Raw genomic sequence first — 26764 nt, forward strand, 5'->3', positions numbered from 1 at the left:
AAAAAACGTGATCAAGATTGTATTAATATGTTTTTGAAAAAACATTAGTACAGATTGTTAGGTACACAAAATTATTCTCAACCGACAGACAAACTTGTTGGTTTACATTGTTGCGCTTTCAGTCTAGCTAATAGATAGTGAAAGCGTTTCAGAATATGGTTCAAGAGAGGAAGAGGTGAACGGAATGGGTACTAAAACAAAAAACACCCTATTTAATGTTGATGAGCAAATGAAAGCTATCGCAGCTCAATTTGAAACATTACAAATTTTAAATGAAAAAGGCGAAGTTGTGAATGAAGCAGCTATGCCTGAATTATCAGACGATCAATTAAAAGAGCTAATGCGCCGTATGGTGTATACTCGCGTACTAGATCAACGTTCTATTTCTTTAAACCGTCAAGGACGTTTAGGTTTCTACGCACCAACTGCTGGACAAGAGGCTTCTCAATTAGCAAGTCATTTCGCACTTGAAGCAGAAGATTTCATCTTACCAGGATATCGTGATGTTCCACAATTAGTGTGGCACGGCCTACCATTATATCAAGCATTCTTATTCTCTCGTGGACATTTCATGGGTAACCAAATGCCTGAGAATGTAAATGCACTTGCTCCACAAATCATTATCGGTGCGCAAATCATCCAAACTGCTGGTGTTGCGTTAGGTATGAAATTACGTGGTAAAAAATCTGTTGCAATTACTTACACTGGTGACGGTGGTGCTTCACAAGGTGACTTCTACGAAGGTATGAACTTTGCGGGTGCATTCAAAGCTCCAGCAATCTTCGTTGTACAAAATAACCGTTATGCAATCTCTACTCCAGTAGAAAAGCAATCTGCAGCTAAAACTGTAGCACAAAAAGCAGTAGCAGCAGGTATTTACGGAATTCAAGTAGACGGTATGGATCCATTAGCTGTATACGCAGCAACTGCATTCGCTCGTGAGCGCGCAGTAAACGGTGAAGGCCCTACTTTAATTGAGACTTTAACATTCCGTTATGGTCCACATACAATGGCTGGTGATGACCCAACTCGTTACCGTACAAAAGATATCGAAAACGAATGGGAACAAAAAGATCCAATCGTACGCTTCCGTGCATTCTTAGAAAACAAAGGCCTATGGTCTCAAGAAGTTGAAGAGAAAGTAATCGAAGAAGCAAAAGAAGATATCAAACAAGCAATTGCTAAGGCTGACCAAGCTCCAAAACAAAAAGTTACTGATTTAATGGAAATCATGTACGAAAAAATGCCTTACAACTTAGCTGAACAATATGAAATTTACAAAGAAAAGGAGTCGAAGTAAGCCATGGCTCAAATGACAATGATTCAAGCAATCACTGATGCTTTACGCGTTGAAATGAAAAATGATCCTAACGTACTTGTGTTTGGTGAAGACGTTGGTGTAAACGGCGGAGTATTCCGTGCTACTGAAGGTTTACAAGCTGAATTCGGTGAAGATCGTGTAATGGATACTCCACTTGCAGAGTCTGGTATTGGTGGACTTGCAGTTGGACTTGCACTTGAAGGCTTCCGTCCAGTTCCAGAAATCCAATTCTTCGGCTTCATTTATGAAGTAATGGATTCAGTTTCTGGTCAATTAGCTCGTATGCGTTACCGTTCTGGTGGACGTTGGACTGCTCCAGTAACAATTCGTTCTCCATTCGGTGGTGGTGTTCATACTCCTGAACTACATGCTGATAGCTTAGAAGGATTAGTGGCTCAACAACCTGGTCTAAAAGTTGTTATTCCATCAACTCCATACGATGCAAAAGGTCTTTTAATCTCTGCGATTCGTGACAACGATCCAGTTATCTACTTAGAGCATATGAAATTGTACCGTTCATTCCGTCAAGATGTACCAGAAGGCGATTACACAATTGATTTAGGTAAAGCTGATATCAAACGTGAAGGTACAGATGTATCTGTTATCGCTTATGGTGCTATGGTTCATGCTGCATTAAAAGCTGCTGAAGAACTTGAAAAAGAAGGTATCTCTTTAGAGGTTGTTGACTTACGTACAGTTCAACCATTAGATATCGAAACAATCATCGCTTCTGTTGAAAAAACAGGTCGCGTAGTTGTAGTTCAAGAAGCTCAAAAGCAAGCTGGTATTGCAGCTAACGTTGTAGCGGAAATTAACGACCGTGCAATCTTAAACTTAGAAGCACCAGTTGTTCGTGTTGCAGCTGCTGATACAGTATTCCCATTCTCTCAAGCTGAGAGCGTATGGTTACCAAACCATAAAGATATTGTTGAAGCTGTTAATAAAGTAATGAACTTCTAATTTTTAGTTTTTCATGTGCAAAAGAAATCAGCACATGCTGGTTTCTTTTGTACATATTCCATAATAATGAAATGAATCAGGGGGCTGAATTCCGTGGCATTTGAATTTAAACTACCAGATATCGGTGAAGGTATCCACGAAGGTGAAATCGTAAAATGGTTTATTAAACCAGGCGATGAAGTAAATGAAGACGATGTACTTCTTGAAGTGCAAAATGATAAAGCAGTAGTAGAAATCCCTTCTCCTGTTAAAGGTAAAGTACTTGAAGTACTTGTAGAAGAAGGAACAGTTGCAATAGTAGGAGATACATTAATTAAATTTGATGCTCCTGGATACGAAAACCTTAAATTTAAAGGTGACGATCATGATGAAGCTCCAAAAGCTGAAGAAGTAGCAGTAGAAGCTCCAGCAGCGGAAACTACTCCAGCAGCAACTGCAGAAGTAGTAAATGAGCGTGTAATTGCTATGCCATCTGTTCGTAAATATGCTCGTGAAAAAGGTGTAGATATTCATAAAGTAGCTGGTTCTGGTAAGAACGGCCGTGTTGTGAAAACTGACATCGATGCATTTGCAAATGGTGGACAAACTGTAGCAGCAACTGAGGCTCCAGCAGCAGTAGAAGCTACTCCAGCAGCAGCGAAAGAAGAAGCACCAAAAGCACAACCAATCCCAGCTGGTGAATATCCAGAAACTCGTGAGAAAATGAGTGGTATCCGTAAAGCGATTGCGAAAGCAATGGTTAACTCTAAGCATACAGCTCCTCACGTAACATTAATGGACGAAGTAGATGTAACAGAACTTGTTGCTCACCGTAAGAAGTTCAAAGCTGTTGCAGCTGACAAAGGTATTAAATTAACTTACCTTCCATACGTTGTAAAAGCTTTAACATCTGCATTACGTGAATTCCCAATGTTGAATACTGCTTTAGACGATGCTTCTCAAGAAATCGTTCATAAACATTACTTCAACATCGGTATCGCAGCTGATACAGACAAAGGTCTATTAGTACCAGTTGTTAAAGATACAGATCGTAAATCTATCTTTACTATTTCTAACGAGATCAATGAACTTGCTGGTAAAGCACGTGACGGTCGTTTAGCTCCAACTGAAATGAAAGGTGCTTCTTGCACAATTACAAACATTGGTTCTGCAGGTGGACAATGGTTCACTCCAGTTATCAATCACCCAGAAGTAGCAATCCTTGGTATCGGCCGTATCGCTGAGAAACCAGTTGTGAAAAACGGTGAAATCGTTGCAGCTCCAGTATTAGCATTATCTCTAAGCTTTGACCATCGTTTAATTGACGGCGCAACTGCTCAAAAAGCATTAAACCAAATTAAACGTCTATTGAATGACCCACAATTATTAGTAATGGAGGCGTAATAACAATGGTAGTAGGAGATTTCCCAATTGAATTAGATACAGTCGTTGTTGGTGCAGGTCCTGGTGGATACGTTGCGGCAATTCGTGCAGCACAATTAGGTCAAAAGGTAGCGATTATTGAAAAAGCTAACCTTGGTGGCGTATGCTTAAACGTTGGATGTATTCCTTCAAAAGCGTTAATCAATGCAGGTCATCGTTATGAGAATGCAATGCATTCTGATGACATGGGTATCACTGCAGAGAACGTAAAAGTTGACTTTACAAAAGTTCAAGAATGGAAAAACGGCGTAGTTAAGAAATTAACTGGCGGTGTTGAAGGCCTTCTTAAAGGTAACAAAGTTGAAATCATTCGCGGTGAAGCTTACTTCGTAGATGCTAACACATTACGCGTAATGACTGAAGATGCAGCACAAACTTATACATTTAAAAATGCTGTTCTTGCAACTGGTTCTACACCAATCGAAATTCCTGGATTCAAATACTCTAAACGTGTTATCAACTCTACAGGCGCTTTAAGCTTACCTGAAATTCCTAAAAAACTTGTTGTAATCGGCGGCGGTTACATCGGTATGGAATTAGGTACTGCATATGCTAACTTCGGTACAGAAGTTACTGTAGTAGAAGCTGGCGACGAAATCTTAGCTGGTTTCGAAAAAGCTATGAGCTCTGTTGTTAAACGTGCTCTACAGAAAAAAGGTAACGTAAATATCCATACAAAAGCTATGGCTAAAGGCGTTGAAGAAACAGAAACTGGCGTAAAAGTTAGCTTTGAAGTTAAAGGTGAAATCCAAACTGTAGAAGCAGATTACGTATTAGTAACTGTAGGTCGTCGTCCAAACACTCAAGAAATCGGTCTTGAGCAAGTTGGAATTAAAATGACTGACCGTGGCATCATCGAAATCGATGAGCAATGCCGCACAAATATTTCAAATATCTATGCAATCGGTGATATCGTTCCTGGACCACCATTAGCTCACAAAGCTTCTTACGAAGGTAAAGTAGCTGTTGAAGTAATTAGTGGCCATGCATCAGCAATCGATTACATCGGAATTCCTGCAGTATGCTTCACTGATCCAGAATTAGCATCTGTTGGTTACACTAAGAAACAAGCTGAAGAAGCAGGAATGACAGTAGCTGTATCTAAGTTCCCATTCGCTGCAAACGGTCGTGCGTTATCATTAAACAGCACTGACGGTTTCTTACAACTTGTAACACGTAAAGAAGATGGTCTTCTTGTAGGTGCACAAGTTGCAGGTACAGGTGCTTCTGATATTATCTCTGAGATTGGTTTAGCTATCGAAGCTGGAATGACAGCTGAAGATATCGCTCAAACAATCCATGCTCACCCAACATTAGGTGAAATCACAATGGAAGCAGCTGAAGTTGCTCTTGGAATGCCAATTCACATTGTAAAATAATTTAAGTAATGTAAATAACCCATCTCTTATTTAAAGAGATGGGTTATTTTTATTTTCATAAAATGACTTGCAAGGTCTTTATATGTACTTGTCGAATGAATATATAATACTTTAAATGAATCGTTAGAATATATGCCGTTGTATAATATGTAATTGATTCAAACTTAATCCCATATATTAATAAAATAGAGCATGTCAAAGGAGAAGGTTCCATGAAAATATTACATGTTATATTTTATCATTTTCTATTATGGAGTGGTTTTTCCGTTGTATTAACATTATCGAATGGTGATAAGTTTCATTATAAAGTAATACTCTTTTTCGTATTTCTTTATTTAGCATATGTGATTGCATGTTTTCTATTACACGTAAGGAAGCAGGCTTTATTACTTACATGTTCGAATTGTATACTCTTTTTAATTCTATTCTCTATTTTTTTAAATTAACGTTTATAGAAATACATTGTTCTTCCATTAAATAGTTGTAACTCTCCTTCTAATTTCTTCGCTAGAAAACGGCTAAATTCATTTGCTTTTCCTTTATCACCAAATGTTGCTGTAGTAGGTAAAGAAACCTGAATGAAAGATTGTTCCTTTTCTATTCCAATCCCCACATAAATAGAATCATATCGATCGTGACTTGATTGGAGTTTTAATGTTGTTGCTGATGTATCTAATATTTCATAAGGAAAAGCTGTATTTGTATAAGCATAATTAATTTGATCACCAGTCTTGGAAGTAACGGTTTTATAGTTATGAAAAAGGTGTTTTACATCTTCTATTGAAACAGATTGTTGATTAGATTTAGGTACAAGTGTGATAAAGGCGTGTTGCATACAAATTTCCCCCTAGTTTAGTAGAATAATATCATTCTACATCCTACTGAATTTTTTGACAATTAAAAGGAGTATTACTTTTTTTGTTTAATATATTATGAATAGGAAGTGTTATTTAGAAAGGTGGAAACTCATGTTTGAAAAATTGTATGATGAGCATGAAAGTGTGAAGGTACGATTTTTAGGATTTATGACGCATGATACACGTTATGATTTTGGAGTTATTTATACAAATATGTTTTTTGGAAAGCCACTTATTGTTTGTATGCAAACAGGGAGATCTACTTTGCTTGGGCGAGATGATGTAGAAAATGTTTCATATATACAAGAAACTTTTAAGTTAGGATCGGAAGAGGAGGCGGAGGAATTAGCTCAGTTTTTTAAATTTCTTGTTCCGTCTACTTCTTTGCATGCGGAGTATGAAGAATAATTAACAAGAAACAGTCGTATGTATGGAATACGGCTGTTTTTTTGTGTTAATATCGCATACTAATTTAATTTTTAAATATTTAATGTGTTATACTAAAAACCTATTGACGTAAAAAGTATAACATATTAAAATAAAGATAGAAAGTTAAGCGGTTACAAAAGTTTTTGGGATTATAAACTTAGGGGGAAATGAAAAATGGGAACAATCGTATGTCAAGATTGTGAAAGTACAATTGCACACTTCGAGGATGAGAAAGTAACGGTACTTTACGGGAAATGTGGATCTTGCGGATGTGAGCACACAGAACATACAAAAGCCCAATAATTGATAGGAAATGGACAACTAAAAGTTTTTAGGACCATAAACTTAGGGGGAAATGAAAAATGGGAACAATCGTATGCCAAGTTTGTGAAGGAACAATCGGACATTTTGAAGATGAGAAAACGACAGTACTTTATGGAAAATGTGGTTCGAATTGTGACTGTGCTAGTAGAGACAATGCGAAAGCTTAATCATATATAAGTAGATTATTCTTAAAACCCAGGGGGGAAATGAAAATGGGAACAATCGTATGCCAAGTTTGTGAAGGAACAATCGGACATTTTGAAGATGAGAAAACGACAGTACTTTATGGAAAATGTGGTTCGAATTGTGACTGTGCTAGTAGAGACAATGCGAAAGCTTAATCATATATAAGTAGATTATTCTTAAAACCCAGGGGGGAAATGAAAATGGGAACAATCGTATGCCAAGTTTGTGAAGGAACAATCGGACATTTTGAAGATGAAAAATCAACAGTACTTTATGGGAAATGTGGATCGAATTGCGAATGTGACCATACAGAACATACAAAAGCTTAATGATTAAGAAAAAACGCCTACACATGTAGGCGTTTTTTTAATAGATTGTAGTTGTATGTCCGACTGTTGCAACGATTGCATCATCTCTAATAGGAATAAATCCTATTGATGTTTGTGGCGTGTTAGGAGCGGCATATTGACTCATCATACGGCTATCAATACGAGTAATAAAATCGGTTAAATAAGCTGAAATAAAAGCATAAGGAATCCTTCTTTCATTCAATGAATAAATAATTTCCTCTTTCGTTTTTACGCCTACGCCATGTCCGTAAAAAAAGAAGTTTCCTAGATAGATTGTATTTTCTCCTTGCCACTCAATCGTAGCTGGATTAACTTGTGGGTTTTTAAAGTAAACGAGGTCACCTGGAACGATATCGCCACTCGTTTTTGTTATGAGCTTTAAGTCGCGATCGTAGTCCCATGTATAAAGTAAGAGGTTTGCGAATAGACGGTTGAAAGTTTTTTCCTCATATAATGATAGTAATGCTTTGTAAAAAATGATAATCATTGCGGTGGCACATTCAGTTCCATATAGTTTTCCGTTTTTAAAAATATCTTGGATGGCAATAGAGGATGGTACGTTTGGGAGTAGTTGAAATCCGCCAAGTGATGTTCTTTCCCAAAACTGAGGGTTGCAAAAAGATTGTTGAAATGTACGAAACTGAAAGCCACTTTGAAAAAGTTCTAGCGCGGAAGTAATAATATTAACTCGTAAATTAAGATCAAAGCTGAGTTCATCGGCTGTTCGGAAGGAATGAACTTCTTGATTTCCAGCCATTATGGATAAAATCTGTTGTTTTTCAGCTGCAAATGGCTCATATTCATTTGTGATATAAGGGTGTACAATAGAACGGCCTATCACAATCATAATGGTATCCCCACCTATACGTTACAGATTTCGCGATACGGGAAATCCCATATTGGACTTTAGTCCGCCTTTAAGCATAGGATGAAAGTATCGCTTTTTCATAGAAAAACATTTATCCCGCATTAACGGGCAGTAAGACTCCCACCTCGAAATTTGGCTGGAGCGAAGAAGTTAGGTGGGAGTCGGGCTGCCCGTAAACGCCCGATTGGTTCAACTAATAATCAGTGGGGGAGGAACAAAACCCCCACTGATTAAAGTTTCACTTTATATTTTGGTATACGTTAACTATAGACAAGTACAAGTCTTTAAAACGCCAATGTGTTCCTTGAATAAAAGATATCATATGGAGTTTGATAGCCGAATTCAAGCATGATATGTGTCGTCAAGAACAAAGCGCTAAAACACCTGAACACGAATCTGTACGGTATAGTACCGTAGCTCACGAACCTATACGGTCTGTTGTGAGAGTGTGGTGATGGCACACCGTAATCTTGTACGTCAGCGATACCAGAAATGGACTTCGCCTTTCATAGCAAGAGTCCCACTGACGTTAGTCAGCTGGCCCCATTAGGGGTGGGAATGTCAAATTCTTTAGTATCGTATGAAAAAAAGAGAAAAAAGGTGAAAGAAAAGCCTATCAACTGATAGGCTTGTACTCTTTAATAACACGTAATGTTTGTAATGTCATATCTTCGGGACCTTGTACAGGTAACCCAGCTTCTAAATTTTTACGAATATACTCTAAGTTATCTTGTGTAATAATTTCCCCCGGAGTAAAGATTGGAATCCCTGGCGGATAAACCATAACAAAATCAGCTATAATACGACCTGCTGCGTTTTCAAATGGAATGACTTCTGTTTCTGAATAAAAAGCATCTCTAGGAGAAAGTGCTAGCACAGGTATTTCTGGTATTTCTACTTGTACCTGAACACCTTTATCTGCTCTATTTCTGTATGTTGCTGCTAAATCTTGTAATGCTGTAATAAGTGTATCTGTTTCACTTTCTGTATCTCCAAATGTGATAAGACAAAGTATGTTATATAAATCAGAGAGTTCTACTTCAATGTTGTAATGCTCTCTAAGCCATACTTCAGCCTGATGGCCTGTAATACCTAAATCTTTTACAGATACAATTATCTTTGTAGGATCATAGTTAAAAGTAGCATCTGTACCTAGCATCTCTTTTCCAGGACAATAAAGATGCTCAATAACATTTATAGCATCACGAACATGTTCAGCTAATTGTATTGTTTGTTCTATGAGAGCTGTTCCTTCTGTAGCAAGACGTTTTCTGGCAACATCAAGAGATGCTAACAAAATGTAAGAAGTTGATGTAGTTGTAAGCATGCTAATAATGGATCGAACATGTTTTACGTTAACAAGACCCTCTTTTACATTAAGAATAGAGCTTTGGGTTAAAGACCCTCCTAATTTGTGAACACTTGTTGCTGCCATATCTGCACCTGCTTGCATAGCTGACATCGGCAGTTCATCATGAAAATGGATATGAACACCGTGAGCTTCATCAACAAGTACAGGAATATCGTAAGAATGAGCTAATTCTACAATCTGCTCTAAATCTGCAGCAAATCCAAAATATGTTGGATTTATAACAAGTAAGCCTTTCGCATCTGAGTGCTCTTCAAGAGCTTTTTTGACAGATTGAATTGTGATCCCATGTGAAATACCGAGCTTCGGATCAATCTCAGGATGCATGAAAATTGGTTTTGCACCTGAGAAAATAATAGCTGACATTACTGATTTATGCACATTCCGTGGCACGAGGATTTTATCCCCAGGACCGCACACGCTCATCACCATTGTCATAATTGCACCACTTGTACCTTGAATAGAAAAGAACGTATGATCTGCACCGAAAGCAGCGGCTGCTAAATCCTGTGCTTCTTTAATCATACCTTTTGGATGATGTAAATCATCGAGCGGCGCAATATTAATTAAATCAATTGCTAATGCATTATGCCCAATAAATTCGCGAAATGTAGGATCCATGCCCTGTCCTTTTTTATGACCAGGAATATGGAATTGAACTGGATTTCGCTTACTGTGCTCAACTAAAGTGGTAAACAATGGTGTTTCGTATTGGGACAATCTATACACCCCTTCTTCTTCGTAATATTTATTAGAGTTTGTTTTATATGATTTCATCTCATTCTAAAAGGAAATTAAGATGACAAACTTTTAGAACTTGACTTGTTTTTCTGCCATTCGCAAGCGTCTTTTTGGGGATGGTAGTCTCACTTTATTCTCTATAAAACAAAAGCATTATATCACCAATAATTATAGATGTATAGAAAAATCTCATTTTCAAGGTGAGTATGTTTAATAGTTATATTTTAAATAATACAAAAAGGAAGACAATTCCATTGAAATGGATAAATGGTGTATAATGCAGAGTGGCTATAGTGAAGAATAAAAGGTTCTCTTAAAGGTAGCATAATGGAAAAAGAAAGAATACTGAATGAGGTGCAAAAATGGAATATCAATATCCACTTGATTACGATTGGTCAAATGAAGAAATGGTAGCAGTTGTAAAGTTTTATGAAGCGATTGAAAAGGTATATGAAAAAGGAGTTTTGAGAGAAGATTTGATGGAATTATATCGTCGTTTTAAAGAGATTGTGCCATCGAAGGCAGCGGAGAAAACAATTGATAAAGAATTTCAAGAAGTAAGTGGATATTCTATATATCGTACGATTCAAAGAGCAAAAGAAGTAGCGGAAAAAAAGATTGTTAAAATGTAAAAATATTTTGAAAAATAAAATACAAAGTGCTATAATGTGATAACAACTAAAAACGGACAATATAAATTGTCCGTTTTCTACTATCGATTTATCGATTAGAAATCGCATATAAAGGAAGGAGTGATTGCATCGTAGATTCAATCTTAGCAAGGAATTGTTCGTTGGTCATTGCTGAAAACTCCTCTGGTGATATATGAATACCGACTAATAATTCTGCTTTTTTCACAGTAGCTAAACGTTCAATCATCTTTTGTAAGTCTTCCGTTTCAAGCGTTTTATGTAATTTTACACCTGGTTTAGTATGGTCAATGGACCAAACGAAGTCATTTGGAATGTTTGTTTTTAAATCATTTAAATGTTCTAAGAAGGCGTGAGCCGTCTCCACTTTTTGTGGACACTCATAGATTAAACCAAAGTATATGAAGGCATGAGTACCCCATAAACCAATTTGGAAGTGTGGTAACATTTTATATCCACGTTTATTTGTTGAAAAAGCAACCCAAGTATCGTTTGGTGGATTGACTTTGCGGCGTGCATGTTTTGCTACATGGTAGAAAAAGTTTTCATCGGTTTGTTGTGATAAATAGTCTGCAAACTGTTCCCCTAAAGCTTCTAGCTTAGGATGAATATTCGTTTTAATTGCGCTCATTCGTTCTTCAAGACCATCAACAGTAAAGACTTCAAAATCAGTTGATGTGAATGTTTGTAGTGTCATGATTGTTCCTCCAACTCCTATTTTGTTTTAATTTTAGCATAGCTTGTACTATTCATAAAAAAAACAGCACAAAAAAATTTAAATAAAAAAATATAATTGTGTTGCATAGATGATTTATCCAACATAGTATAGTATAAAACAAAAAATCAGAAAATTGAATCAATTCTAGTCCGAGGGCAGACGAATATTGGGAGGAGGCAAAAAAATGAGACAGGTGATTAATGCGTTAAAGAGAACAGATGCTGAAAAGAGAATTCCGGTGCTACGTTTGGAGCTAGATTATGAATTAGCAACTTTATATGATGCGATGATGGATAACGACAAACAGAAAAAAGAAGATTGCGTACAAAAATTAGAAGTGTTAAGACTTGAAATGATCCGTTTAGAAGCGTAATAATAGTATATGTATAAATAATTAGTTGGTGCGAACCTTATAAAGGGTTCGTTTTTTCTGTGAACAGTATAGATCGGAGTGTTTAAACATGCAAGAAGTATGGAAAGACATCGATACACACGCGAAACAGTGGATTCGAGAAGCCGGAGAACATTTAATGGCATCACTGAAAAAAACACTTATTATAGAAACAAAGTCAAATGCAGCTGATCTAGTAACAAACATGGACCGAGAAACGGAGCAGTTTTTAATTGGGAAAATTAAAGAAACATTCCCGGCTCATAATATTTTAGGAGAAGAAGGCTACGGAGATGAGATTACCTCTTCTAATGGGGTTGTTTGGTTAATTGATCCAATTGACGGCACGATGAACTTTGTTCATCAAAAAAGGAATTTCGCAATCTCAATCGGGATTTATGAGAACGGTATCGGAAAGATTGGTCTTATTTATGATCCAGTTCATGACGAACTATATCATGCGGTAAAGGGGGAAGGGGCTTTTTGCAATGATTTAGCTATTCCCATGTTGGAAAAAGGAACGGTAGAGCATGGAATTATAGCTTTGAATGCGATATGGCTTACTGATAATCCATTGCTTAATATGGAAAAAATGATGATGCTCGTTAAGAAGGCGAGAGGTACGAGGTCATATGGTTGTGCAGCGTTAGAAATGGTATATGTTGCAACGGGAAGATTAGATGCATATGTAACACCACGCTTATCGCCATGGGACTTTGGCGGGGGACAGATTATTGTAGAAGAAGTTGGCGGTAAAGTGACAACGTTCTCGGGAACGCCTCTTTCTATTGTAGACAAAAGCAGTGTGTTAGTTGCAAAACCAGGAGTATACGAAGAATTATTACCATTTGTATCGCAATAATAAAAAAAAGTAAGAGGCATAAAGAAGCTTCTTACTTTTTAATGTTATTGCGATTTACGCATTTTTCTTTTTGTTACAAAACCGTATCCGACTGTAACAAATGTGCCGATAATGCAAATAATAATGCCGATGGGACTATTTTCAGCAATCATAATTCCGATACCAATTAAGAAGATAACACCGATAATTGCTGTTAATAAAAAGCGATATTGAATGTGTTCCATTTCTTCACCCTCCAATCTCATTTTACTTTCACAAAAGTAAGAATACAACTATATTTTCATTCTTGATTTTATTTTGATTGCCATTGTATCCCCTTCGCTCTTATAATAGAGAAGGATTAAAAAGACATTAGGAGTTGGACATGTTGAAAAAACGACAAGATTTACGAAATATAGCAATTATTGCCCACGTTGACCATGGTAAAACAACACTTGTTGACCAGTTATTACGTCAAGCGGGGACGTTCCGTGCGAATGAACATATTGAAGAACGCGCAATGGACTCAAATGATCTAGAAAGAGAACGTGGTATTACAATTTTAGCGAAGAATACTGCGATTCACTATGAAGATAAAAGAATTAACATTTTAGATACACCTGGTCACGCTGACTTCGGTGGAGAAGTAGAACGTATCATGAAAATGGTTGATGGTGTTCTACTTGTAGTTGATGCATATGAAGGTTGTATGCCACAAACACGATTTGTTTTAAAGAAAGCTCTTGAGCAAAACTTAACTCCAATCGTTGTTGTAAACAAAATTGACCGTGACTTCGCTCGCCCTGATGAAGTAGTTGATGAAGTAGTCGACTTATTCATCGAACTTGGTGCAAACGAAGATCAATTAGAGTTCCCAGTTGTATTTGCATCAGCAATGAACGGAACAGCAAGCTTAGATTCAAATCCAGCAAATCAAGAAGAGAATATGAAATCATTGTTTGATACAATCATTGAACATATTCCAGCACCAATTGATAACAGCGAAGAGCCACTTCAATTCCAAGTAGCACTTCTTGATTACAATGACTATGTTGGTCGTATTGGGGTTGGACGCATATTCCGCGGTACAATGAAAGTAGGACAACAAGTTGCATTAATGAAAGTTGACGGAAGTGTAAAACAATTCCGTGTAACTAAATTATTTGGTTACATTGGATTAAAACGTCAAGAAATTGAAGAAGCAAAAGCTGGAGATTTAGTAGCTGTTTCAGGTATGGAAGACATTAACGTAGGTGAAACGGTATGTCCGGTTGAGCATGAAGAGGCTTTACCATTATTACGTATTGATGAGCCAACATTACAAATGACATTCCTTGTAAATAACAGCCCATTTGCAGGTCGTGAAGGTAAATTCATTACTTCTCGTAAAATTGAAGAGCGTCTTCGTTCACAATTAGAGACAGATGTAAGTTTACGTGTAGATAATACAGATTCTCCTGATGCATGGATCGTATCTGGACGCGGAGAGTTACATTTATCTATCTTAATTGAAAACATGCGTCGTGAAGGTTATGAACTACAAGTATCTAAGCCAGAAGTAATTATTAAAGATGTTGATGGCGTAAGATCTGAGCCTGTAGAGCGCGTACAAATCGATGTGCCTGAAGAATACACTGGTTCTATTATGGAATCAATGGGTGCACGTAAAGGTGAAATGTTAGATATGGTGAATAACGGAAATGGTCAAGTTCGCCTTACTTTCATGGTTCCGGCACGTGGTTTAATTGGTTACACAACAGAATTCCTAACATTAACTCGTGGTTACGGTATTTTAAACCATACATTTGATTGCTACCAACCAGTACATGCTGGACAAGTGGGTGGACGTCGCCAAGGTGTTCTAGTTTCACTTGACGCAGGAAAAGCATCACAATATGGTATTATGCAAGTTGAAGATCGCGGTGTAATCTTCGTTGAACCAGGTACAGAAGTATATGCTGGTATGATCGTTGGAGAACATACACGTGAGAATGATTTAACAGTTAACGTTGTAAAAATGAAACAACAAACTAACATTCGTTCTGCGACGAAGGATCAAACTTCATCAATGAAAAAACCACGCTTAATGACTTTAGAAGAGTCATTAGAGTACTTAAACGATGACGAGTTCTGTGAAGTAACTCCAGAATCAATTCGTCTACGTAAAAAGATTCTTGATAAGAGTGAGCGCGAAAGAGCTGCTAAGAAAAAGAAATCTGTTGAAGCATAAAATAATAGAACAGCTACCTTTTATAAAGGTAGCTGTTTTTTTGTTTTATGTTTATTTTTTTAGAATATTTACTCTTTTTTGTGGACAGTATTTTTTTTGCGAGTTACTCTTGTATTAAGTACATAAAGAGAATTTGTTTCATGAGAAGAGGTGAAAGATAGTGTTAGAAAGAATGTCATTTTTCGCGAAACTTTGCAAAGTTGATGAAAATCCAGAGTTAGGGATGTGGTTGCTTTATGGAACAATAATTTTATTAAGTGCACTTGTATATAATTTAGGATTTGCAAGGAAGCTATCGGTACTAAAAAATATAGTGATATATACATCTTTAGCAATTGGATGCACGGTATTAACTTTTTTTGCGGTTTTTTTACCCGTTGGAGAGGGGCTCGTTGTAGCGGCAATTGTACTTGGAATTTATAGACTGCGTTTACGTCAAGCTAAACAACAAAAAACAGGGTGAAAAAAGGAGGGGATTTCATGCGCTCAGCACAAGATGCACTATATAATTGGTTAACAATTAAAACGGTTGCGGAAGCACGTCCAGATGATAGCGCTGCACAAGAAACGTATGTATTATTTCAAAATATGATATATGAAGAGCATAAATTACGAAATGTAGAAGTTGAAAAGAACGAGGAAATGTATTTGATTACATATGAAATTGATGGAGAAATAAGGTATGCAAGATTTCCGGTAGAAGCCATTGATTGTTTTTTGGATCAGATGAATCGTGACCCAGAAAAATACAAATAAGTCCTTATCTATATGATTAAGGACTTATTTCCGGTTTACCAATCGTCTTCTACTTTTTTATCACGATATAATCGGAATTTACCACTCGCATGGCGTTCCATAGTACGATCTGCAATTCGTTCCGTACATTCCATGCACATATATGTATGAATAGGGCGATTACGCAGTCTTTTTGCCATAGGATTTTCGTCATCTAACATATCTTTTTTATCACAAATCATACATTTGACTCTCATTTCGTCACCTCAATACGAATTCTATCAGTATAAGTATATCATGGAAGTATAATGTTTTTGAATAATAGCGGGAAAAAATAATATTTTCGCAATTCGAAAAATAGGTTATGATAAGGATATATAAAGAATATTTGGAGGTGGAAATATGGCGAATGTAGTTGAGCCTACATTAACAGGTGACTTAGTACAATCTTTGCGTAAAGAGTGTATCGTTATGATAGCAACAACAGATTTCGAAAAACAAATCCCTAACGTAAGTGCTATTTCTTGGGTATATGCAGTGAGTGAAACTAGTATTCGATTTGCGGTAGATCAACGCTCACGTATTGTGGGAAATATACGGCATAGTGCAGGGGTTGTATTGACTATAATGGCGAATGAATCCGTATTTTCCATAAGTGGTGAAAGTAAAATTTTAACAGATAGAATGGAAGGGATTCCTCTAAAATTAACGGTAGTAGAAGTGAATGTACAAGAAGTTCGTGATGTTATGTTTTATGGTGCGAAACTTGCTACTGAACCAACATATGAAAAAACATATGATCTTCGAGCTGCTAAAAAGCTTGATAATCAAGTATTAGTGGGAATGAAAGAATTATAAAGAAGATGAATAGGAACATCGTTCATAAACTTTTACAAGTGAGTATTGTGATTTAATGTGAAAAATTATAATAAAAAGTAATATATTGAATAGAAATGAATAAAAAATAAAGAAAAGGTTTAATTTCTATGAATTTCGATTCTACCTCGTTTTTACGGTACATATAATTATAACAATGGTTCGTCCATATTTTATGGATGAAACCCTTGTTCTACAAATTTAAAAGTGGAGTCAGGGGGTAACAGGTTGGATAAAATTTATGTGTTAGATACGAATGTACTTTTGCAGGATCCTTTATCTATTTTTTCATTTGCAACAAATGAAGTAGTGATTCCAGCAGTTGTATTAGAAGAGGTTGATTCGAAAAAACGTTATATGGATGAAGTAGGACGAAATGCTCGCTATGTATCTAAGTTAATCGACAAATTTCGCGAAATAGGAAAGCTGCATGAAAGTATTCCGTTAGAAAACGGCGGTACATTTCGTATTGAATTAAATCATCGCTCATTTGTTCAACTGCAAGATATTTTTGTAGAAAAAACAAATGATAATCGAATTTTAGCGGTAGCGAAAAACCTCTCTTTAGAAGAACAAGAAAAAGAGGACGGGAAATCAGTTATTTTAGTAAGTAAAGATGTACTCGTAAGGGTAAAAGCTGATGCAATCGGATTGCAGGCCGAAGATTATTTAAGTGACCGAGTAATCGAAGTGGAAAATATATATTCAGGATTTTTAGAAGGGTATATATCAAAAGAACAGTTAGATTATTTTTATGAAAAAGGTGAACTACCTTTATCTGAAATCGCAAATCATCCTTTTTATCCAAATCAGTTTGTTGTAATGAAAGATGCACTAGGGGGTTCTAGTTCTGCACTTGGGATTGTGGATCATTTAGGTAAGAAGGTGAAAAAACTTATTTTTCACAATGAGCAAGTGTGGGGGATACGCCCACGAAACGTGCAGCAAATTATGGGATTAGAATTGCTACTTCGGGAAGATATTCCACTTGTAACGTTAACAGGGAAAGCCGGTACAGGAAAAACGTTACTTGCATTAGCTTCGGGACTAATGCAAACGGAAGATTTAGGGTTATATAAAAAACTACTTGTCGCGAGACCAATTGTACCGGTAGGAAAAGATATAGGCTATTTACCAGGAGAGAAAGAGGAAAAATTAAGACCGTGGATGCAGCCGATTTTTGATAATCTAGAGTATTTATTCAATACGAAAAAGCCTGGGGAGCTAGATGCTATTTTAGCTGGAATGGGTTCGATTGAAGTAGAAGCGCTTACCTATATACGCGGGAGAAGTATTCCAGACCAGTTTATTATTATTGACGAGGCACAAAATTTAACGAAGCATGAAGTGAAGACGATATTAACAAGGGTAGGCGAAAAAAGTAAGATTGTATTAATGGGGGATCCTCAGCAAATTGATCACCCGTATTTAGATGAATATAATAATGGTTTAACATACGTTGTAGAGAAGTTTAAAGAACAACGTATTAGTGGTCATGTAAAGTTTGTTAAAGGAGAGCGTTCTAATTTAGCACAACTAGCAGCGGATTTATTATAAAAAGGAGTGAGCCTAAGCTCACTCCTTTTTTTCCTTTTAATTATACAATTTAAATGATTGTAAATTTACGGATGTTACGAATCGGATTTTGTCTATTAGATCCATCATGGAAATATAGATGAACAGGTCCGTCTTCTCGTAATGGTTTACCCTCTTTTGAAAAACCGAGAATAGCTTTATGCGCTGTTTCTAACGGAAGTGTAATTGAATTGTCTGTGGTTTCAATTTCGACTTGAGTAGCATCTTCTAAAATTTCAGCATTTTTAAGAAATGGATGAAGTGGTATGCCAAATGTCCCGTTAATAAGCTGTTCTTTTTTATATTTCTTTACACTTTGTTGTATTGGCGGGAAGGCAGCACCATCACGGATTTCGCGATCCCAATGCTCTGAAGTATGTTTTAAGTATGTTTCTAATTCGGATGATTCTTCTCTAGTTTCATCAAAGTAAGTTGTCAAATCTATTTTTCGATCATCGAAAATCCATACAGTTGGATCGATAGTGATTGGAAAACGAACTTTTCCATTAATAAATAAAATTTCGCTCATTGTTGTTCCCCCATTTGTGTTATACTCCCACTTTTCAGTATAATAGTATTAGACACTGTTGTCACAAAAAATGTTTCTATTGCAATTTATTAAAACTATCGCTAATATTAATAGATATGAGAGAGTAGGACGGAAACGGAGGGAATCAATTTGGCGTCTGAGACAGTATCAAATCATCAGGAAAAGGCACTAGCCCTTCTACAAGCGGATGCAGAGAAGATTTTAAGACTTATTAAGGTACAAATGGACAATCTTACAATGCCGCAATGTCCATTATATGAAGAAGTATTAGACACACAAATGTTTGGACTATCCCGCGAGGTCGATTTTGCGGTTCGCCTTGGTCTTATTGCAGAAGAACAAGGGAAAGCAATGTTAGGAGAGCTCGAACGTGAGTTGTCTGCACTTCATGAAGCATTTACAAACAAACAACAATAACGGGTTCAAATAAGGGGGCTCAAACTGAAATAGTTTGGGCTTTTTATTTGTATAATAAAGAAGGAAGAACCTATATACATAGGGAATACAACAATAATTAAATTGAAACAGAAAGAGGAAATGAAATGAAAAAAGTATGGAAATCGATGGATTATTCATTATTACTTCCTCTTGTTATCTTATGTGTGTTGGGAGTTATAATGGTATATAGTTCTAGTTCCATTGTTGCGATTTCGAGGCATAACTGGCCAGCAAATTACTTTTTTAAAAAACAATTAATTGCTCTAACTATTGGAACGATAATGTTAGCGATTATCGTTGCTATTCCTTATACACTTTGGAGAAAGCGAATAATTTTGATCGCAATGGGAATAGGGAGTATTGGTCTATTAGCAGCAGCCTTGATTTTCGGTAAGGACGTAAATGGTGCAAAAGGATGGATATTAGGTATACAACCAGCTGAGTTTGTGAAAATAACGGTTATTATTACGTTAGCAAACTTTTTTGCTAAGAAACAAGAAACGCAAACAGCTTTTGTACAAGGGATAATTCCTCCTCTAGCTGTTGTCGGTGGAGCGATGGGATTAATTTTACTTCAAAATGACTTAGGGACCGATATACTAATAGGTGGAACTGTACTGATTATGTTCTTTTGTTCAGGAGTTAATGTTAATTTAAGTATAAAGCGATTCCTCTTAACTTCTATAGTATGGATTCCAGCGTTATATTTTATTGGGAACTATAAGTTAAGTTCGTACCAAAAAGCACGGTTTTCAGTTTTTCTTGATCCATTTAACGATCCTCAAAATGATGGGTTCCAATTAATAAATTCTTTTATTGGAATTGCTTCAGGAGGGCCAAATGGTCGAGGGTTAGGGAACAGTGTGCAAAAATATGGATACTTACCAGAACCGCAAACAGATTTTATTATGGCAATTATATCTGAAGAGCTCGGATTTATAGGCGTAGCTGTCATTTTAATCTGTTTACTACTTATTATTATTCGGGCATTTAGGGTTGCACAAAAGTGCAAAGATCCGTTTGGAAGTTTAATAGCAATTGGAATCGCAAGTTTGTTTGGAGTTCAAACTTTTATAAATGTCGGTGGTATGTCTGGGTTAATACCGCTTACAGGGGTACCATTACCGTTTGTAAGTTATGGTGGTAGTTCTTTATTGGCTAATTTACTTGCAATGGGTATACTGTTAAATATTGCTAGTTATGTAAAGCGACAAGAGAAGCAACAAAATGAAATGACTAAAGAAATAGAACAAGGTGGACCACATCTTGTAGTTGTAAAATAAAAACACATTGTGCTGTAGAGCGCAATGTGTTTTTTGATTTAAAGAAAATCTGAATGTGATATATCATTTTGGTTTTTTATTTTAAAAATATATCACATTTAAGTTAATGTGATATACAATTAAGTTGTTTGAAAAGGAAGAGGTATGCTATACTATTTTTGTGAAACAAATTGATCAGAAAACTTATCATTTGTTGAAAAATAAGGTATGATGGATAAAAATAAAGTGAAGCTTTCTAAGTATAATATAATGTAGAAAGTGAAGAACTTCACGCTCTTTAGAGTGTGTATGTATTTTATCTCTAGAGTGGTAAGAAAATAGAGGGGGAAAATCATGACAAAGCTGCAACGTATTCAAAAAGTATTGGTAGCTAACCGTGGAGAGATAGCAATTCGTGTGTTCCGAGCATGTTCAGAACTTGGATTAAACACAGTTGCGATCTATTCTAAAGAGGATAGCGGTTCTTATCATCGCTATAAAGCCGATGAGTCCTATTTAGTTGGGGAAGGGAAAAAGCCAATTGATGCTTATCTAGATATTGAAGGCATTATTGAGATTGCGAAAAGTAATCATGTAGATGCAATCCACCCTGGATATGGTTTCTTGTCAGAAAATATTCAATTTGCAAAACGTTGTGAAGAAGAAGGGATTATCTTTATCGGTCCAAAAAGTAAGCATTTAGACATGTTTGGAGATAAAGTTAAAGCAAGAGCACAAGCGCAGCTAGCACAAATTCCAATTATTCCTGGTAGTGATGGTCCAGTAGATTCAATAGAAGAAGTTAAAGAATTTGCTGAAAAGTATGATTACCCGATTATTATTAAAGCATCCCTTGGTGGCGGCGGTCGCGGTATGCGTATTGTACGTGCTAGTGAAGAATTAAGAGAATCGTATAATCGCGCGAAATCAGAAGCAAAAGCAGCCTTTGGTAATGATGAAGTGTACGTTGAAAAATTCGTTGAAAAACCTAAACATATAGAAGTACAAATTTTAGCAGATGAAGAAGGTAATGTTGTACATTTATATGAGCGTGATTGCTCTGTACAACGACGCCATCAAAAAGTAGTTGAAATTGCACCGAGCGTGTCGCTTTCAGATGATTTGCGTCAGCGTATTTGTGATGCTGCAGTAAAGTTAACGAAAAATGTAAATTATTTAAATGCTGGAACAGTTGAATTCCTAGTGAAAGATGATGAATTTTACTTTATTGAAGTAAACCCACGTGTTCAAGTAGAGCATACAATTACAGAAATGATTACAGGAATCGATATTGTTCAATCACAAATTTTAATTGCAGATGGACATGCTTTACATAGCAAGATGGTAAGTGTACCGAAACAAGAAGAGATTATTGTGCATGGTTATGCAATTCAATCTCGTGTAACGACAGAAGACCCACTTAATAACTTTATGCCTGATACAGGGAAGATTATGGCGTATCGATCAGGCGGTGGTTTTGGTGTGCGTCTTGACACAGGTAATAGTTTCCAAGGTGCAGTTATTACACCGTACTACGACTCTTTACTTGTAAAAGTTACAACTTGGGCGCTTACTTTCGAACAAGCTGCTGCAAAAATGGAACGTAACTTAAAAGAATTCCGTATTCGTGGTATTAAAACAAATATTCCATTCTTAGAGAATGTAGTAAAACATAGAAACTTCTTATCAGGAGAATATGATACTTCATTTATTGACGCGTCACCTGAATTATTCCTGTTCCCAAAACGTAAAGACCGTGGAACGAAAATGTTAAATTATATTGGTACAGTAACAGTAAACGGCTTCCCAGGAGTAGGGAAACAAGAGAAGCCAATTTTCTCAGATGCTCGTATACCAAGTGTGAAACATTCAGAAACGATTCAAAACGGAACGAAACAAATTTTAGATGAACGTGGAGCAGATGGATTAGTAAAGTGGGTTCAAGATCAAAAACGTGTACTTTTAACGGATACAACATTCCGTGATGGGCATCAATCTTTACTTGCAACACGTATTCGTACAAAAGATTTACATCAAATTGCAGAACCGACAGCGAGAATGTTACCAAACTTATTCTCAGCGGAAATGTGGGGCGGTGCAACGTTTGATGTTGCGTATCGCTTCTTAAAAGAAGATCCGTGGGAACGATTACTAGATCTTCGTGAAAAAATGCCGAATGTTTTATTCCAAATGTTACTTCGTTCTTCAAACGCAGTTGGATACAAAAACTATCCAGATAATTTAATTCGAAAATTTGTAGAATGTTCCGCGCAAGCTGGAATTGATGTGTTCCGTATTTTTGATAGCTTAAACTGGGTAGAAGGTATGAGAGTTGCAATTGATGCTGTACGAGATACTGGTAAAATTGCAGAAGCAACAATGTGTTACACAGGAGACATTCATGATCCGTTACGCAGTAAATATGATTTAAATTATTATAAAAATTTAGCAAAAGAGTTGGAAGCATCAGGAGCTCATATTTTAGGAATTAAAGATATGGCGGGCTTATTAAAGCCAAACGCAGCATATGATTTAGTTTCAGCACTAAAAGAGACGGTGTCGATTCCAATTCACCTACATACACATGATACGAGCGGAAATGGTATTTTAACGTATACGAAGGCAATTGAAGCAGGCGTTGATATTGTCGATGTAGCGGTGAGTTCTATGGCTGGTCAAACGTCACAACCGAGTGCGAATACACTATACTATGCATTAGGCGGAAACGAAAGACAACCAGATGTTAATATAGACTCATTAGAAAAACTATCTCATTATTGGGAAGATGTACGTAAATATTATGCACCATTTGAAAGTGGTATGAACGCTCCTCACACAGAGGTATATATGCACGAAATGCCAGGTGGACAATATAGTAATCTTCAACAACAAGCGAAGGCGGTTGGTTTAGGAGATCGCTTTGATGAAGTTAAAGTGATGTACCGTCGTGTTAATGATATGTTTGGAGATATTGTAAAAGTAACACCATCATCTAAAGTTGTCGGTGATATGGCATTATTTATGGTTCAAAACCATCTGACAGAACAAGATATTTTAGAGCGTGGAGATTCTATGGACTTCCCAGGATCTGTTGTTGAAATGTTCTCTGGAGATTTAGGTCAACCATATGGTGGTTTCCCGAAAGAATTACAAAATATTATTTTAAAAGGGAAAGAGCCGTTGACAGTAAGACCAGGTGAATTATTAGAGCCAGTAGATTTTGACGCTTTAAAAGAAGAGTTATTCCACAAACTTGGACGCGAAGTAACAATTTTTGATGTAGTCGCATATGCATTGTATCCAAAAGTGTTTATGGACTACGAAAAAGTTGTTGGGCTTTATGGAAATGTATCTGTGCTTGATACACCTACTTTCTTCTATGGAATGAGACTTGGTGAAGAAATTGATGTAGAAATCGAACAAGGTAAAACATTGATGGTTAAACTAGTTTCCATTGGAGAACCGCAGCCAGATGGAAATCGTGTGCTTTACTTGGAATTTAATGGACAACCGCGTGAAATCGTAGTGAAAGATGAAAGCGTGAAATCAACTGTTGCACAGCGTGTGAAGGGGAATCGTGAAAATCCAAATCATATTAGCGCAACGATGCCGGGAACTGCTATTAAAGTAGTTGTAAAAGAAGGCGATGAAGTGAAAAAAGGTGATTCCATGGCAATTACAGAAGCGATGAAAATGGAAACGACGGTTCAAGCGCCATTCAGTGGTAAAGTGAAAAAAGTATATGTAAATGATGGGGATGCAATTCAAACGGGAGATTTACTCATTGAATTAGATCATTAAAATAAAGAAAAAGAGCTGTGCGAAAGCAGCTCTTTTTTGTGTGTAAATAATACCTTGCCGAATTGGCAAGGTATTAAAGGTTTACTTTATTTTGTTTTGCTTAGAAGTTGATTCAGTTTCTTTTGCGTTGACTGTACTTCTTGTACCTATCATAACTAAATAGCATAGTACAGCAAACAGGCAAGAAATGAAGAGTGAATGTAATAATGCCATTGCTAAACTAGCATTTGTAAATACGACTAAAATCCCTACTATAGCTTGAAGTGTAACAAGGATAAATGAAATAATCCATCCCCAGTATACTACACGCTGCTGCTTGTAATGACGAATAGCTATAAACATTGCGTATAGTATCCAAACGAATATTAACATAGCTGCAACTCTATGCCCCATTTGGACCCACTCATGTAGTTGAGTTGGCATAGGTCTATTTTTACTGCATAAAGGGAAGTCTGGACAGGCTAAGGTAGCTCGTTCGTGACGTACTAAAGCTCCTGTGTAGACAACGATATAACTGTAAATTGTTACACCATAAATATGAAATTTCATTTTTTTGTCCATAATAAGTGAACGTGCATCAAATTTCTGATCAATTTCAAAAATAAGACACGTTAACAAGATGACAGAAGCAAATGAAATTAAGGAAATACCGAAATGAATAGCTAATACAGCAGGCATTTGCCCCCAAACAACCGCCGCCGCCCCCATTAATGCTTGTGCAACTAAAAATACGAAGGATAAAATTGCTAACGTCTTTGTTTCGCGCACATGTTTATAATATTTCCAGGACAAGATACAAAGAAGAGTAACAAGGATTCCTGCTGATCCAGATGTTAAGCGGTGACTTAGCTCAATAATAGTTTCCATTGATAAATTAGATGGAACAAATTCACCGTTACAAAGAGGCCATGATTTGCCGCATCCTTGGCCTGAACCCGTTTTTGTAACTAAAGCGCCTCCTAGTAAAACTACTAATAAATCGAGACTTGTAATGACTGCTAACCATTTAATAAAGCGTTGCAATCTCTTTCACCATCTTTCTGCTATGAAGTTATTGCGAAATATTTTCATTCCATTATGTATAGAATAAAACGTGCTACAGTCCTATGATATATAAAAAATAATAAAATAGCAAAGAAATGGAGGGCGAGGACAACGTACGTAGTATAAAGAAAAAAATGGGATTTTAAATACATATTTTAGGAGAAATTCAGGCTGTTTTGAAAAGAAATGGGGAGAATACATGCTAAATATGACAAAATAGTTTATTATAGAAGATAACATCATGTTATGATAAGGATAAATTAGAATGAAGTTTTTTAATGTTCGACACAAAAAGTTCATGTTTTCTTCACAAAATGTTCGGGAAATGTGATTTAATATATTGGAGTATGGGCGTAGATTAGTAGTAGAATGGGTTAACAATATTTCTACTGTAATAATATTGCTGTATAGAAGCGAAATATTTCACATGAAATATGTGCTTAGAAAGATGATAGGTTTAAGAGGGGGTTAAAGTGATGAACCATGCAACAAGTGAGCTGCATGATGAGTCAGCTGTTTCAAGTGTACCGGAAACAACTCGGTTACAAGATTTATCAGCGCTCGTTAAAATGGGAATTGTAAACTCAAATACACTTACTGTATTTACAGGATTTTGGTTGGCTTTGCATTTTAATGGATTGAGTGTTATGGACAATCTAGATAAGCTATTTTTCACAATCGTTGGTTCTGCATTAATTATGGCTGGGGTATGTTGTTTAAATAACTACATTGACCGAGATATCGATCCATTAATGGAAAGAACAAAAAACCGTCCAACGGTAACAGGTAAATATAAACCTGGCTTTGCACTTGCATTTGGACTTGTAATTTTACTTCTTGGCTTTGCATTTTTATTACTTACTACACCGATGGCAGTGTTAATCTCATTTATTGGTGCCTTCACATATGTTGTTTTATATACGTTATGGACGAAGAGAAAATATACGTTAAATACTGTTGTAGGTAGTATATCAGGTGCAGTTCCACCTTTAATTGGATGGGCGGCAATTGATCCGTCTTTAAATCATCCAATTGCTTGGATGTTATTTTTAATTATGTTTATTTGGCAAATCCCACATTTCCTCGCATTAGCGATGAAGCGTGTTGATGAATATCGAAATGCAGGAATCCCAATGCTTCCTGTTGTACAGGGATTTGATATTACGAAACGTCAGATTATGATTTGGACAGTATGTTTATTACCACTACCATTTTATATGAGTGGGCTTGGAATAACATTCATGGTAATTGCAACATTGCTTAACATCGGATGGATCGCATTAGGGTTTTATGGCTTCCGTAAGCAAGATGACATCAAATGGTCCGTAAAAATGTTTGTTTATTCCCTGAATTACTTAACAATCTTATTTGTGTCAATGATTGTAGTTACATTCTTCTAAGACAACGACATAATTGGATTTCTTTACGTTGAGATTTACTTTACTTA

30 protein-coding genes are annotated in these 26764 nt (G+C 36.3%); 22 read left to right on the forward strand and 8 right to left on the reverse strand.

Annotation, left to right across the window (positions count from 1 at the left end; genetic code table 11):
* The first annotated feature begins 184 nt into the window (after positions 1–184).
* The 5 genes from pdhA (at position 185) to ACE38F_RS09130 (ending at position 5528) form a co-directional block, all read left to right on the forward strand.
* Positions 185–1300, forward strand: coding sequence for a pyruvate dehydrogenase E1 component subunit alpha (pdhA, locus tag ACE38F_RS09110; RefSeq protein WP_002160676.1), 1116 nt, complete (start codon positions 185–187; stop codon positions 1298–1300).
* Positions 1301–1303: 3 nt separating this feature from the next.
* A complete protein-coding gene (gene pdhB / locus ACE38F_RS09115) occupies positions 1304–2281 on the forward strand; it encodes a pyruvate dehydrogenase complex E1 component subunit beta (RefSeq protein WP_000068162.1) in 978 nt (325 codons plus the stop codon).
* 93 nt (positions 2282–2374) lie between these two features.
* A complete protein-coding gene (gene pdhC, locus ACE38F_RS09120; RefSeq protein ID WP_078181369.1) occupies positions 2375–3664 on the forward strand; it encodes a pyruvate dehydrogenase complex dihydrolipoyllysine-residue acetyltransferase in 1290 nt (429 codons plus the stop codon).
* Between the two features lie 5 nt (positions 3665–3669).
* The gene (lpdA, locus tag ACE38F_RS09125) at positions 3670–5082 is read left to right on the forward strand and encodes a dihydrolipoyl dehydrogenase (RefSeq protein WP_002145997.1); all 1413 of its coding nucleotides are present in this window, start codon (positions 3670–3672) and stop codon (positions 5080–5082) included.
* A 212-nt stretch (positions 5083–5294) separates the two neighbouring features.
* The gene (locus ACE38F_RS09130) at positions 5295–5528 is read left to right on the forward strand and encodes a hypothetical protein (RefSeq protein WP_215554021.1); all 234 of its coding nucleotides are present in this window, start codon (positions 5295–5297) and stop codon (positions 5526–5528) included.
* Here the strand turns inward: ACE38F_RS09130 and ACE38F_RS09135 are convergent.
* Positions 5525–5917 (reverse strand): DUF1885 family protein, encoded by a 393-nt coding sequence (locus ACE38F_RS09135; RefSeq protein ID WP_002014853.1) that lies wholly within the window; start codon positions 5915–5917, stop codon positions 5525–5527. The genes ACE38F_RS09130 and ACE38F_RS09135 overlap by 4 nt on opposite strands.
* A gap of 133 nt (positions 5918–6050) precedes the next feature.
* Here ACE38F_RS09135 and ACE38F_RS09140 point away from each other — a divergent pair, with 133 nt between their 5' ends.
* The 5 genes from ACE38F_RS09140 (at position 6051) to ACE38F_RS09160 (ending at position 7207) form a co-directional block, all read left to right on the forward strand.
* Positions 6051–6347 carry a DUF3055 domain-containing protein gene (locus ACE38F_RS09140; protein WP_215554020.1) on the forward strand — a complete coding sequence of 99 codons (297 nt, stop codon included), beginning with the start codon at positions 6051–6053 and terminating at the stop codon, positions 6345–6347.
* Between the two features lie 195 nt (positions 6348–6542).
* Positions 6543–6671: a GapA-binding peptide SR1P gene (locus ACE38F_RS09145; RefSeq protein WP_341305977.1), complete on the forward strand. Its 129-nt coding sequence runs from the start codon at positions 6543–6545 to the stop codon at positions 6669–6671.
* Between the two features lie 59 nt (positions 6672–6730).
* On the forward strand, positions 6731–6859 hold the full coding sequence (locus ACE38F_RS09150) for a GapA-binding peptide SR1P (RefSeq protein ID WP_002033839.1): 129 nt from the start codon (positions 6731–6733) through the stop codon (positions 6857–6859).
* A gap of 45 nt (positions 6860–6904) precedes the next feature.
* The gene (locus ACE38F_RS09155; RefSeq protein WP_002033839.1) at positions 6905–7033 is read left to right on the forward strand and encodes a GapA-binding peptide SR1P; all 129 of its coding nucleotides are present in this window, start codon (positions 6905–6907) and stop codon (positions 7031–7033) included.
* Between the two features lie 45 nt (positions 7034–7078).
* Positions 7079–7207, forward strand: coding sequence for a GapA-binding peptide SR1P (locus tag ACE38F_RS09160; protein WP_375369449.1), 129 nt, complete (start codon positions 7079–7081; stop codon positions 7205–7207).
* A 37-nt stretch (positions 7208–7244) separates the two neighbouring features.
* On the opposite strand, the gene ACE38F_RS09165 is transcribed toward ACE38F_RS09160, so the two are convergent.
* Both ACE38F_RS09165 and speA read right to left on the reverse strand, forming a co-directional pair.
* The gene (locus ACE38F_RS09165; protein WP_002111495.1) at positions 7245–8075 is read right to left on the reverse strand and encodes a protein-glutamine gamma-glutamyltransferase; all 831 of its coding nucleotides are present in this window, start codon (positions 8073–8075) and stop codon (positions 7245–7247) included.
* 637 nt (positions 8076–8712) lie between these two features.
* On the reverse strand, positions 8713–10185 hold the full coding sequence (gene speA, locus ACE38F_RS09170; RefSeq protein ID WP_002146002.1) for an arginine decarboxylase: 1473 nt from the start codon (positions 10183–10185) through the stop codon (positions 8713–8715).
* 383 nt (positions 10186–10568) lie between these two features.
* On the opposite strand from speA, the gene ACE38F_RS09175 reads away from it, so the two are divergent.
* Positions 10569–10838 (forward strand): UPF0223 family protein, encoded by a 270-nt coding sequence (locus ACE38F_RS09175; RefSeq protein ID WP_002146003.1) that lies wholly within the window; start codon positions 10569–10571, stop codon positions 10836–10838.
* Between the two features lie 88 nt (positions 10839–10926).
* On the opposite strand, the gene ACE38F_RS09180 is transcribed toward ACE38F_RS09175, so the two are convergent.
* Positions 10927–11553 carry a YktB family protein gene (locus tag ACE38F_RS09180; protein WP_215554018.1) on the reverse strand — a complete coding sequence of 209 codons (627 nt, stop codon included), beginning with the start codon at positions 11551–11553 and terminating at the stop codon, positions 10927–10929.
* Positions 11554–11758: 205 nt separating this feature from the next.
* Here ACE38F_RS09180 and ACE38F_RS09185 point away from each other — a divergent pair, with 205 nt between their 5' ends.
* Together ACE38F_RS09185 and ACE38F_RS09190 are read left to right on the forward strand one after the other, a co-directional pair.
* Positions 11759–11947 (forward strand): hypothetical protein, encoded by a 189-nt coding sequence (locus tag ACE38F_RS09185; RefSeq protein WP_215554017.1) that lies wholly within the window; start codon positions 11759–11761, stop codon positions 11945–11947.
* An 88-nt stretch (positions 11948–12035) separates the two neighbouring features.
* Complete coding sequence (locus ACE38F_RS09190; protein ID WP_215554016.1) at positions 12036–12827, forward strand: inositol monophosphatase family protein; 792 nt, start codon at positions 12036–12038, stop codon at positions 12825–12827.
* Positions 12828–12871: 44 nt separating this feature from the next.
* Here ACE38F_RS09190 and ACE38F_RS09195 read toward each other — a convergent pair whose 3' ends face one another.
* Positions 12872–13051: a DUF5325 family protein gene (locus ACE38F_RS09195; protein ID WP_000400127.1), complete on the reverse strand. Its 180-nt coding sequence runs from the start codon at positions 13049–13051 to the stop codon at positions 12872–12874.
* Positions 13052–13191: 140 nt separating this feature from the next.
* On the opposite strand from ACE38F_RS09195, the gene typA reads away from it, so the two are divergent.
* The 3 genes from typA to ACE38F_RS09210 all read left to right on the forward strand — a co-directional run bounded on the left by typA (position 13192) and on the right by ACE38F_RS09210 (position 15792).
* Positions 13192–15036, forward strand: coding sequence for a translational GTPase TypA (gene typA / locus ACE38F_RS09200; protein ID WP_215554015.1), 1845 nt, complete (start codon positions 13192–13194; stop codon positions 15034–15036).
* A 160-nt stretch (positions 15037–15196) separates the two neighbouring features.
* The gene (locus ACE38F_RS09205) at positions 15197–15499 is read left to right on the forward strand and encodes a YlaH-like family protein (protein ID WP_002066917.1); all 303 of its coding nucleotides are present in this window, start codon (positions 15197–15199) and stop codon (positions 15497–15499) included.
* Positions 15500–15516: 17 nt separating this feature from the next.
* Complete coding sequence (locus tag ACE38F_RS09210; RefSeq protein ID WP_375369448.1) at positions 15517–15792, forward strand: hypothetical protein; 276 nt, start codon at positions 15517–15519, stop codon at positions 15790–15792.
* A 35-nt stretch (positions 15793–15827) separates the two neighbouring features.
* Here ACE38F_RS09210 and ACE38F_RS09215 read toward each other — a convergent pair whose 3' ends face one another.
* Complete coding sequence (locus tag ACE38F_RS09215) at positions 15828–16028, reverse strand: YlaI family protein (protein ID WP_215554013.1); 201 nt, start codon at positions 16026–16028, stop codon at positions 15828–15830.
* Positions 16029–16173: 145 nt separating this feature from the next.
* Here ACE38F_RS09215 and ACE38F_RS09220 point away from each other — a divergent pair, with 145 nt between their 5' ends.
* Complete coding sequence (locus tag ACE38F_RS09220) at positions 16174–16629, forward strand: PNPOx family protein (protein WP_002033724.1); 456 nt, start codon at positions 16174–16176, stop codon at positions 16627–16629.
* A gap of 246 nt (positions 16630–16875) precedes the next feature.
* Positions 16876–18204, forward strand: a complete 1329-nt coding sequence (locus ACE38F_RS09225; RefSeq protein ID WP_002088317.1) for a PhoH family protein — start codon at positions 16876–16878, stop codon at positions 18202–18204.
* 49 nt (positions 18205–18253) lie between these two features.
* On the opposite strand, the gene ACE38F_RS09230 is transcribed toward ACE38F_RS09225, so the two are convergent.
* The gene (locus ACE38F_RS09230; RefSeq protein WP_215554012.1) at positions 18254–18751 is read right to left on the reverse strand and encodes a peptidyl-prolyl cis-trans isomerase; all 498 of its coding nucleotides are present in this window, start codon (positions 18749–18751) and stop codon (positions 18254–18256) included.
* A gap of 150 nt (positions 18752–18901) precedes the next feature.
* On the opposite strand from ACE38F_RS09230, the gene ACE38F_RS09235 reads away from it, so the two are divergent.
* The 3 genes from ACE38F_RS09235 to pyc all read left to right on the forward strand — a co-directional run bounded on the left by ACE38F_RS09235 (position 18902) and on the right by pyc (position 24273).
* Positions 18902–19189: an Fpa/YlaN family protein gene (locus tag ACE38F_RS09235; protein WP_000135698.1), complete on the forward strand. Its 288-nt coding sequence runs from the start codon at positions 18902–18904 to the stop codon at positions 19187–19189.
* 125 nt (positions 19190–19314) lie between these two features.
* Positions 19315–20493, forward strand: a complete 1179-nt coding sequence (locus tag ACE38F_RS09240; RefSeq protein WP_375369447.1) for an FtsW/RodA/SpoVE family cell cycle protein — start codon at positions 19315–19317, stop codon at positions 20491–20493.
* A 333-nt stretch (positions 20494–20826) separates the two neighbouring features.
* Positions 20827–24273 carry a pyruvate carboxylase gene (gene pyc / locus ACE38F_RS09245; protein ID WP_375369446.1) on the forward strand — a complete coding sequence of 1149 codons (3447 nt, stop codon included), beginning with the start codon at positions 20827–20829 and terminating at the stop codon, positions 24271–24273.
* Between the two features lie 81 nt (positions 24274–24354).
* Here the strand turns inward: pyc and ctaA are convergent, their stop codons facing one another.
* Entirely contained in the window at positions 24355–25296 is a 942-nt protein-coding gene (gene ctaA, locus ACE38F_RS09250; RefSeq protein WP_215554010.1) for a heme A synthase, read from the reverse strand.
* Between the two features lie 497 nt (positions 25297–25793).
* Between ctaA and ctaB the strand changes: the two genes are divergently transcribed.
* On the forward strand, positions 25794–26717 hold the full coding sequence (gene ctaB / locus ACE38F_RS09255) for a protoheme IX farnesyltransferase (protein ID WP_002111479.1): 924 nt from the start codon (positions 25794–25796) through the stop codon (positions 26715–26717).
* Positions 26718–26764: the final 47 nt, after the last annotated feature.

The sequence above is a fragment of the Bacillus altaicus genome (genome assembly GCF_042136375.2).
Lineage (GTDB): Bacteria > Bacillota > Bacilli > Bacillales > Bacillaceae_G > Bacillus_A > Bacillus_A cereus_U.

Excerpts from the sequence above, each read along its gene's own strand:
- ACE38F_RS09155 (WP_002033839.1), top strand. The coding sequence starts at position 6,905 with ATGGGAACAATCGTATGCCAAGTTTGTGAAGGAACAATCGGACATTTT.
- ACE38F_RS09175 (WP_002146003.1), top strand. The coding sequence starts at position 10,569 with ATGGAATATCAATATCCACTTGATTACGATTGGTCAAATGAAGAAATG.
- ctaB (WP_002111479.1), top strand. The coding sequence starts at position 25,794 with ATGAACCATGCAACAAGTGAGCTGCATGATGAGTCAGCTGTTTCAAGT.
- ACE38F_RS09180 (WP_215554018.1), bottom strand. The coding sequence starts at position 11,553 with ATGACACTACAAACATTCACATCAACTGATTTTGAAGTCTTTACTGTT.
- ACE38F_RS09145 (WP_341305977.1), top strand. The coding sequence starts at position 6,543 with ATGGGAACAATCGTATGTCAAGATTGTGAAAGTACAATTGCACACTTC.
- ACE38F_RS09190 (WP_215554016.1), top strand. The coding sequence starts at position 12,036 with ATGCAAGAAGTATGGAAAGACATCGATACACACGCGAAACAGTGGATT.
- pyc (WP_375369446.1), top strand. The coding sequence starts at position 20,827 with ATGACAAAGCTGCAACGTATTCAAAAAGTATTGGTAGCTAACCGTGGA.
- ACE38F_RS09150 (WP_002033839.1), top strand. The coding sequence starts at position 6,731 with ATGGGAACAATCGTATGCCAAGTTTGTGAAGGAACAATCGGACATTTT.
- ACE38F_RS09160 (WP_375369449.1), top strand. The coding sequence starts at position 7,079 with ATGGGAACAATCGTATGCCAAGTTTGTGAAGGAACAATCGGACATTTT.
- ACE38F_RS09165 (WP_002111495.1), bottom strand. The coding sequence starts at position 8,075 with ATGATTGTGATAGGCCGTTCTATTGTACACCCTTATATCACAAATGAA.
- ACE38F_RS09215 (WP_215554013.1), bottom strand. The coding sequence starts at position 16,028 with ATGAGAGTCAAATGTATGATTTGTGATAAAAAAGATATGTTAGATGAC.
- ACE38F_RS09130 (WP_215554021.1), top strand. The coding sequence starts at position 5,295 with ATGAAAATATTACATGTTATATTTTATCATTTTCTATTATGGAGTGGT.
- ACE38F_RS09240 (WP_375369447.1), top strand. The coding sequence starts at position 19,315 with ATGAAAAAAGTATGGAAATCGATGGATTATTCATTATTACTTCCTCTT.
- ACE38F_RS09220 (WP_002033724.1), top strand. The coding sequence starts at position 16,174 with ATGGCGAATGTAGTTGAGCCTACATTAACAGGTGACTTAGTACAATCT.
- ACE38F_RS09210 (WP_375369448.1), top strand. The coding sequence starts at position 15,517 with ATGCGCTCAGCACAAGATGCACTATATAATTGGTTAACAATTAAAACG.
- lpdA (WP_002145997.1), top strand. The coding sequence starts at position 3,670 with ATGGTAGTAGGAGATTTCCCAATTGAATTAGATACAGTCGTTGTTGGT.
- pdhA (WP_002160676.1), top strand. The coding sequence starts at position 185 with ATGGGTACTAAAACAAAAAACACCCTATTTAATGTTGATGAGCAAATG.
- ACE38F_RS09230 (WP_215554012.1), bottom strand. The coding sequence starts at position 18,751 with ATGAGCGAAATTTTATTTATTAATGGAAAAGTTCGTTTTCCAATCACT.
- typA (WP_215554015.1), top strand. The coding sequence starts at position 13,192 with ATGTTGAAAAAACGACAAGATTTACGAAATATAGCAATTATTGCCCAC.
- pdhB (WP_000068162.1), top strand. The coding sequence starts at position 1,304 with ATGGCTCAAATGACAATGATTCAAGCAATCACTGATGCTTTACGCGTT.
- ACE38F_RS09195 (WP_000400127.1), bottom strand. The coding sequence starts at position 13,051 with ATGGAACACATTCAATATCGCTTTTTATTAACAGCAATTATCGGTGTT.
- ACE38F_RS09140 (WP_215554020.1), top strand. The coding sequence starts at position 6,051 with ATGTTTGAAAAATTGTATGATGAGCATGAAAGTGTGAAGGTACGATTT.
- ACE38F_RS09135 (WP_002014853.1), bottom strand. The coding sequence starts at position 5,917 with ATGCAACACGCCTTTATCACACTTGTACCTAAATCTAATCAACAATCT.
- ACE38F_RS09185 (WP_215554017.1), top strand. The coding sequence starts at position 11,759 with ATGAGACAGGTGATTAATGCGTTAAAGAGAACAGATGCTGAAAAGAGA.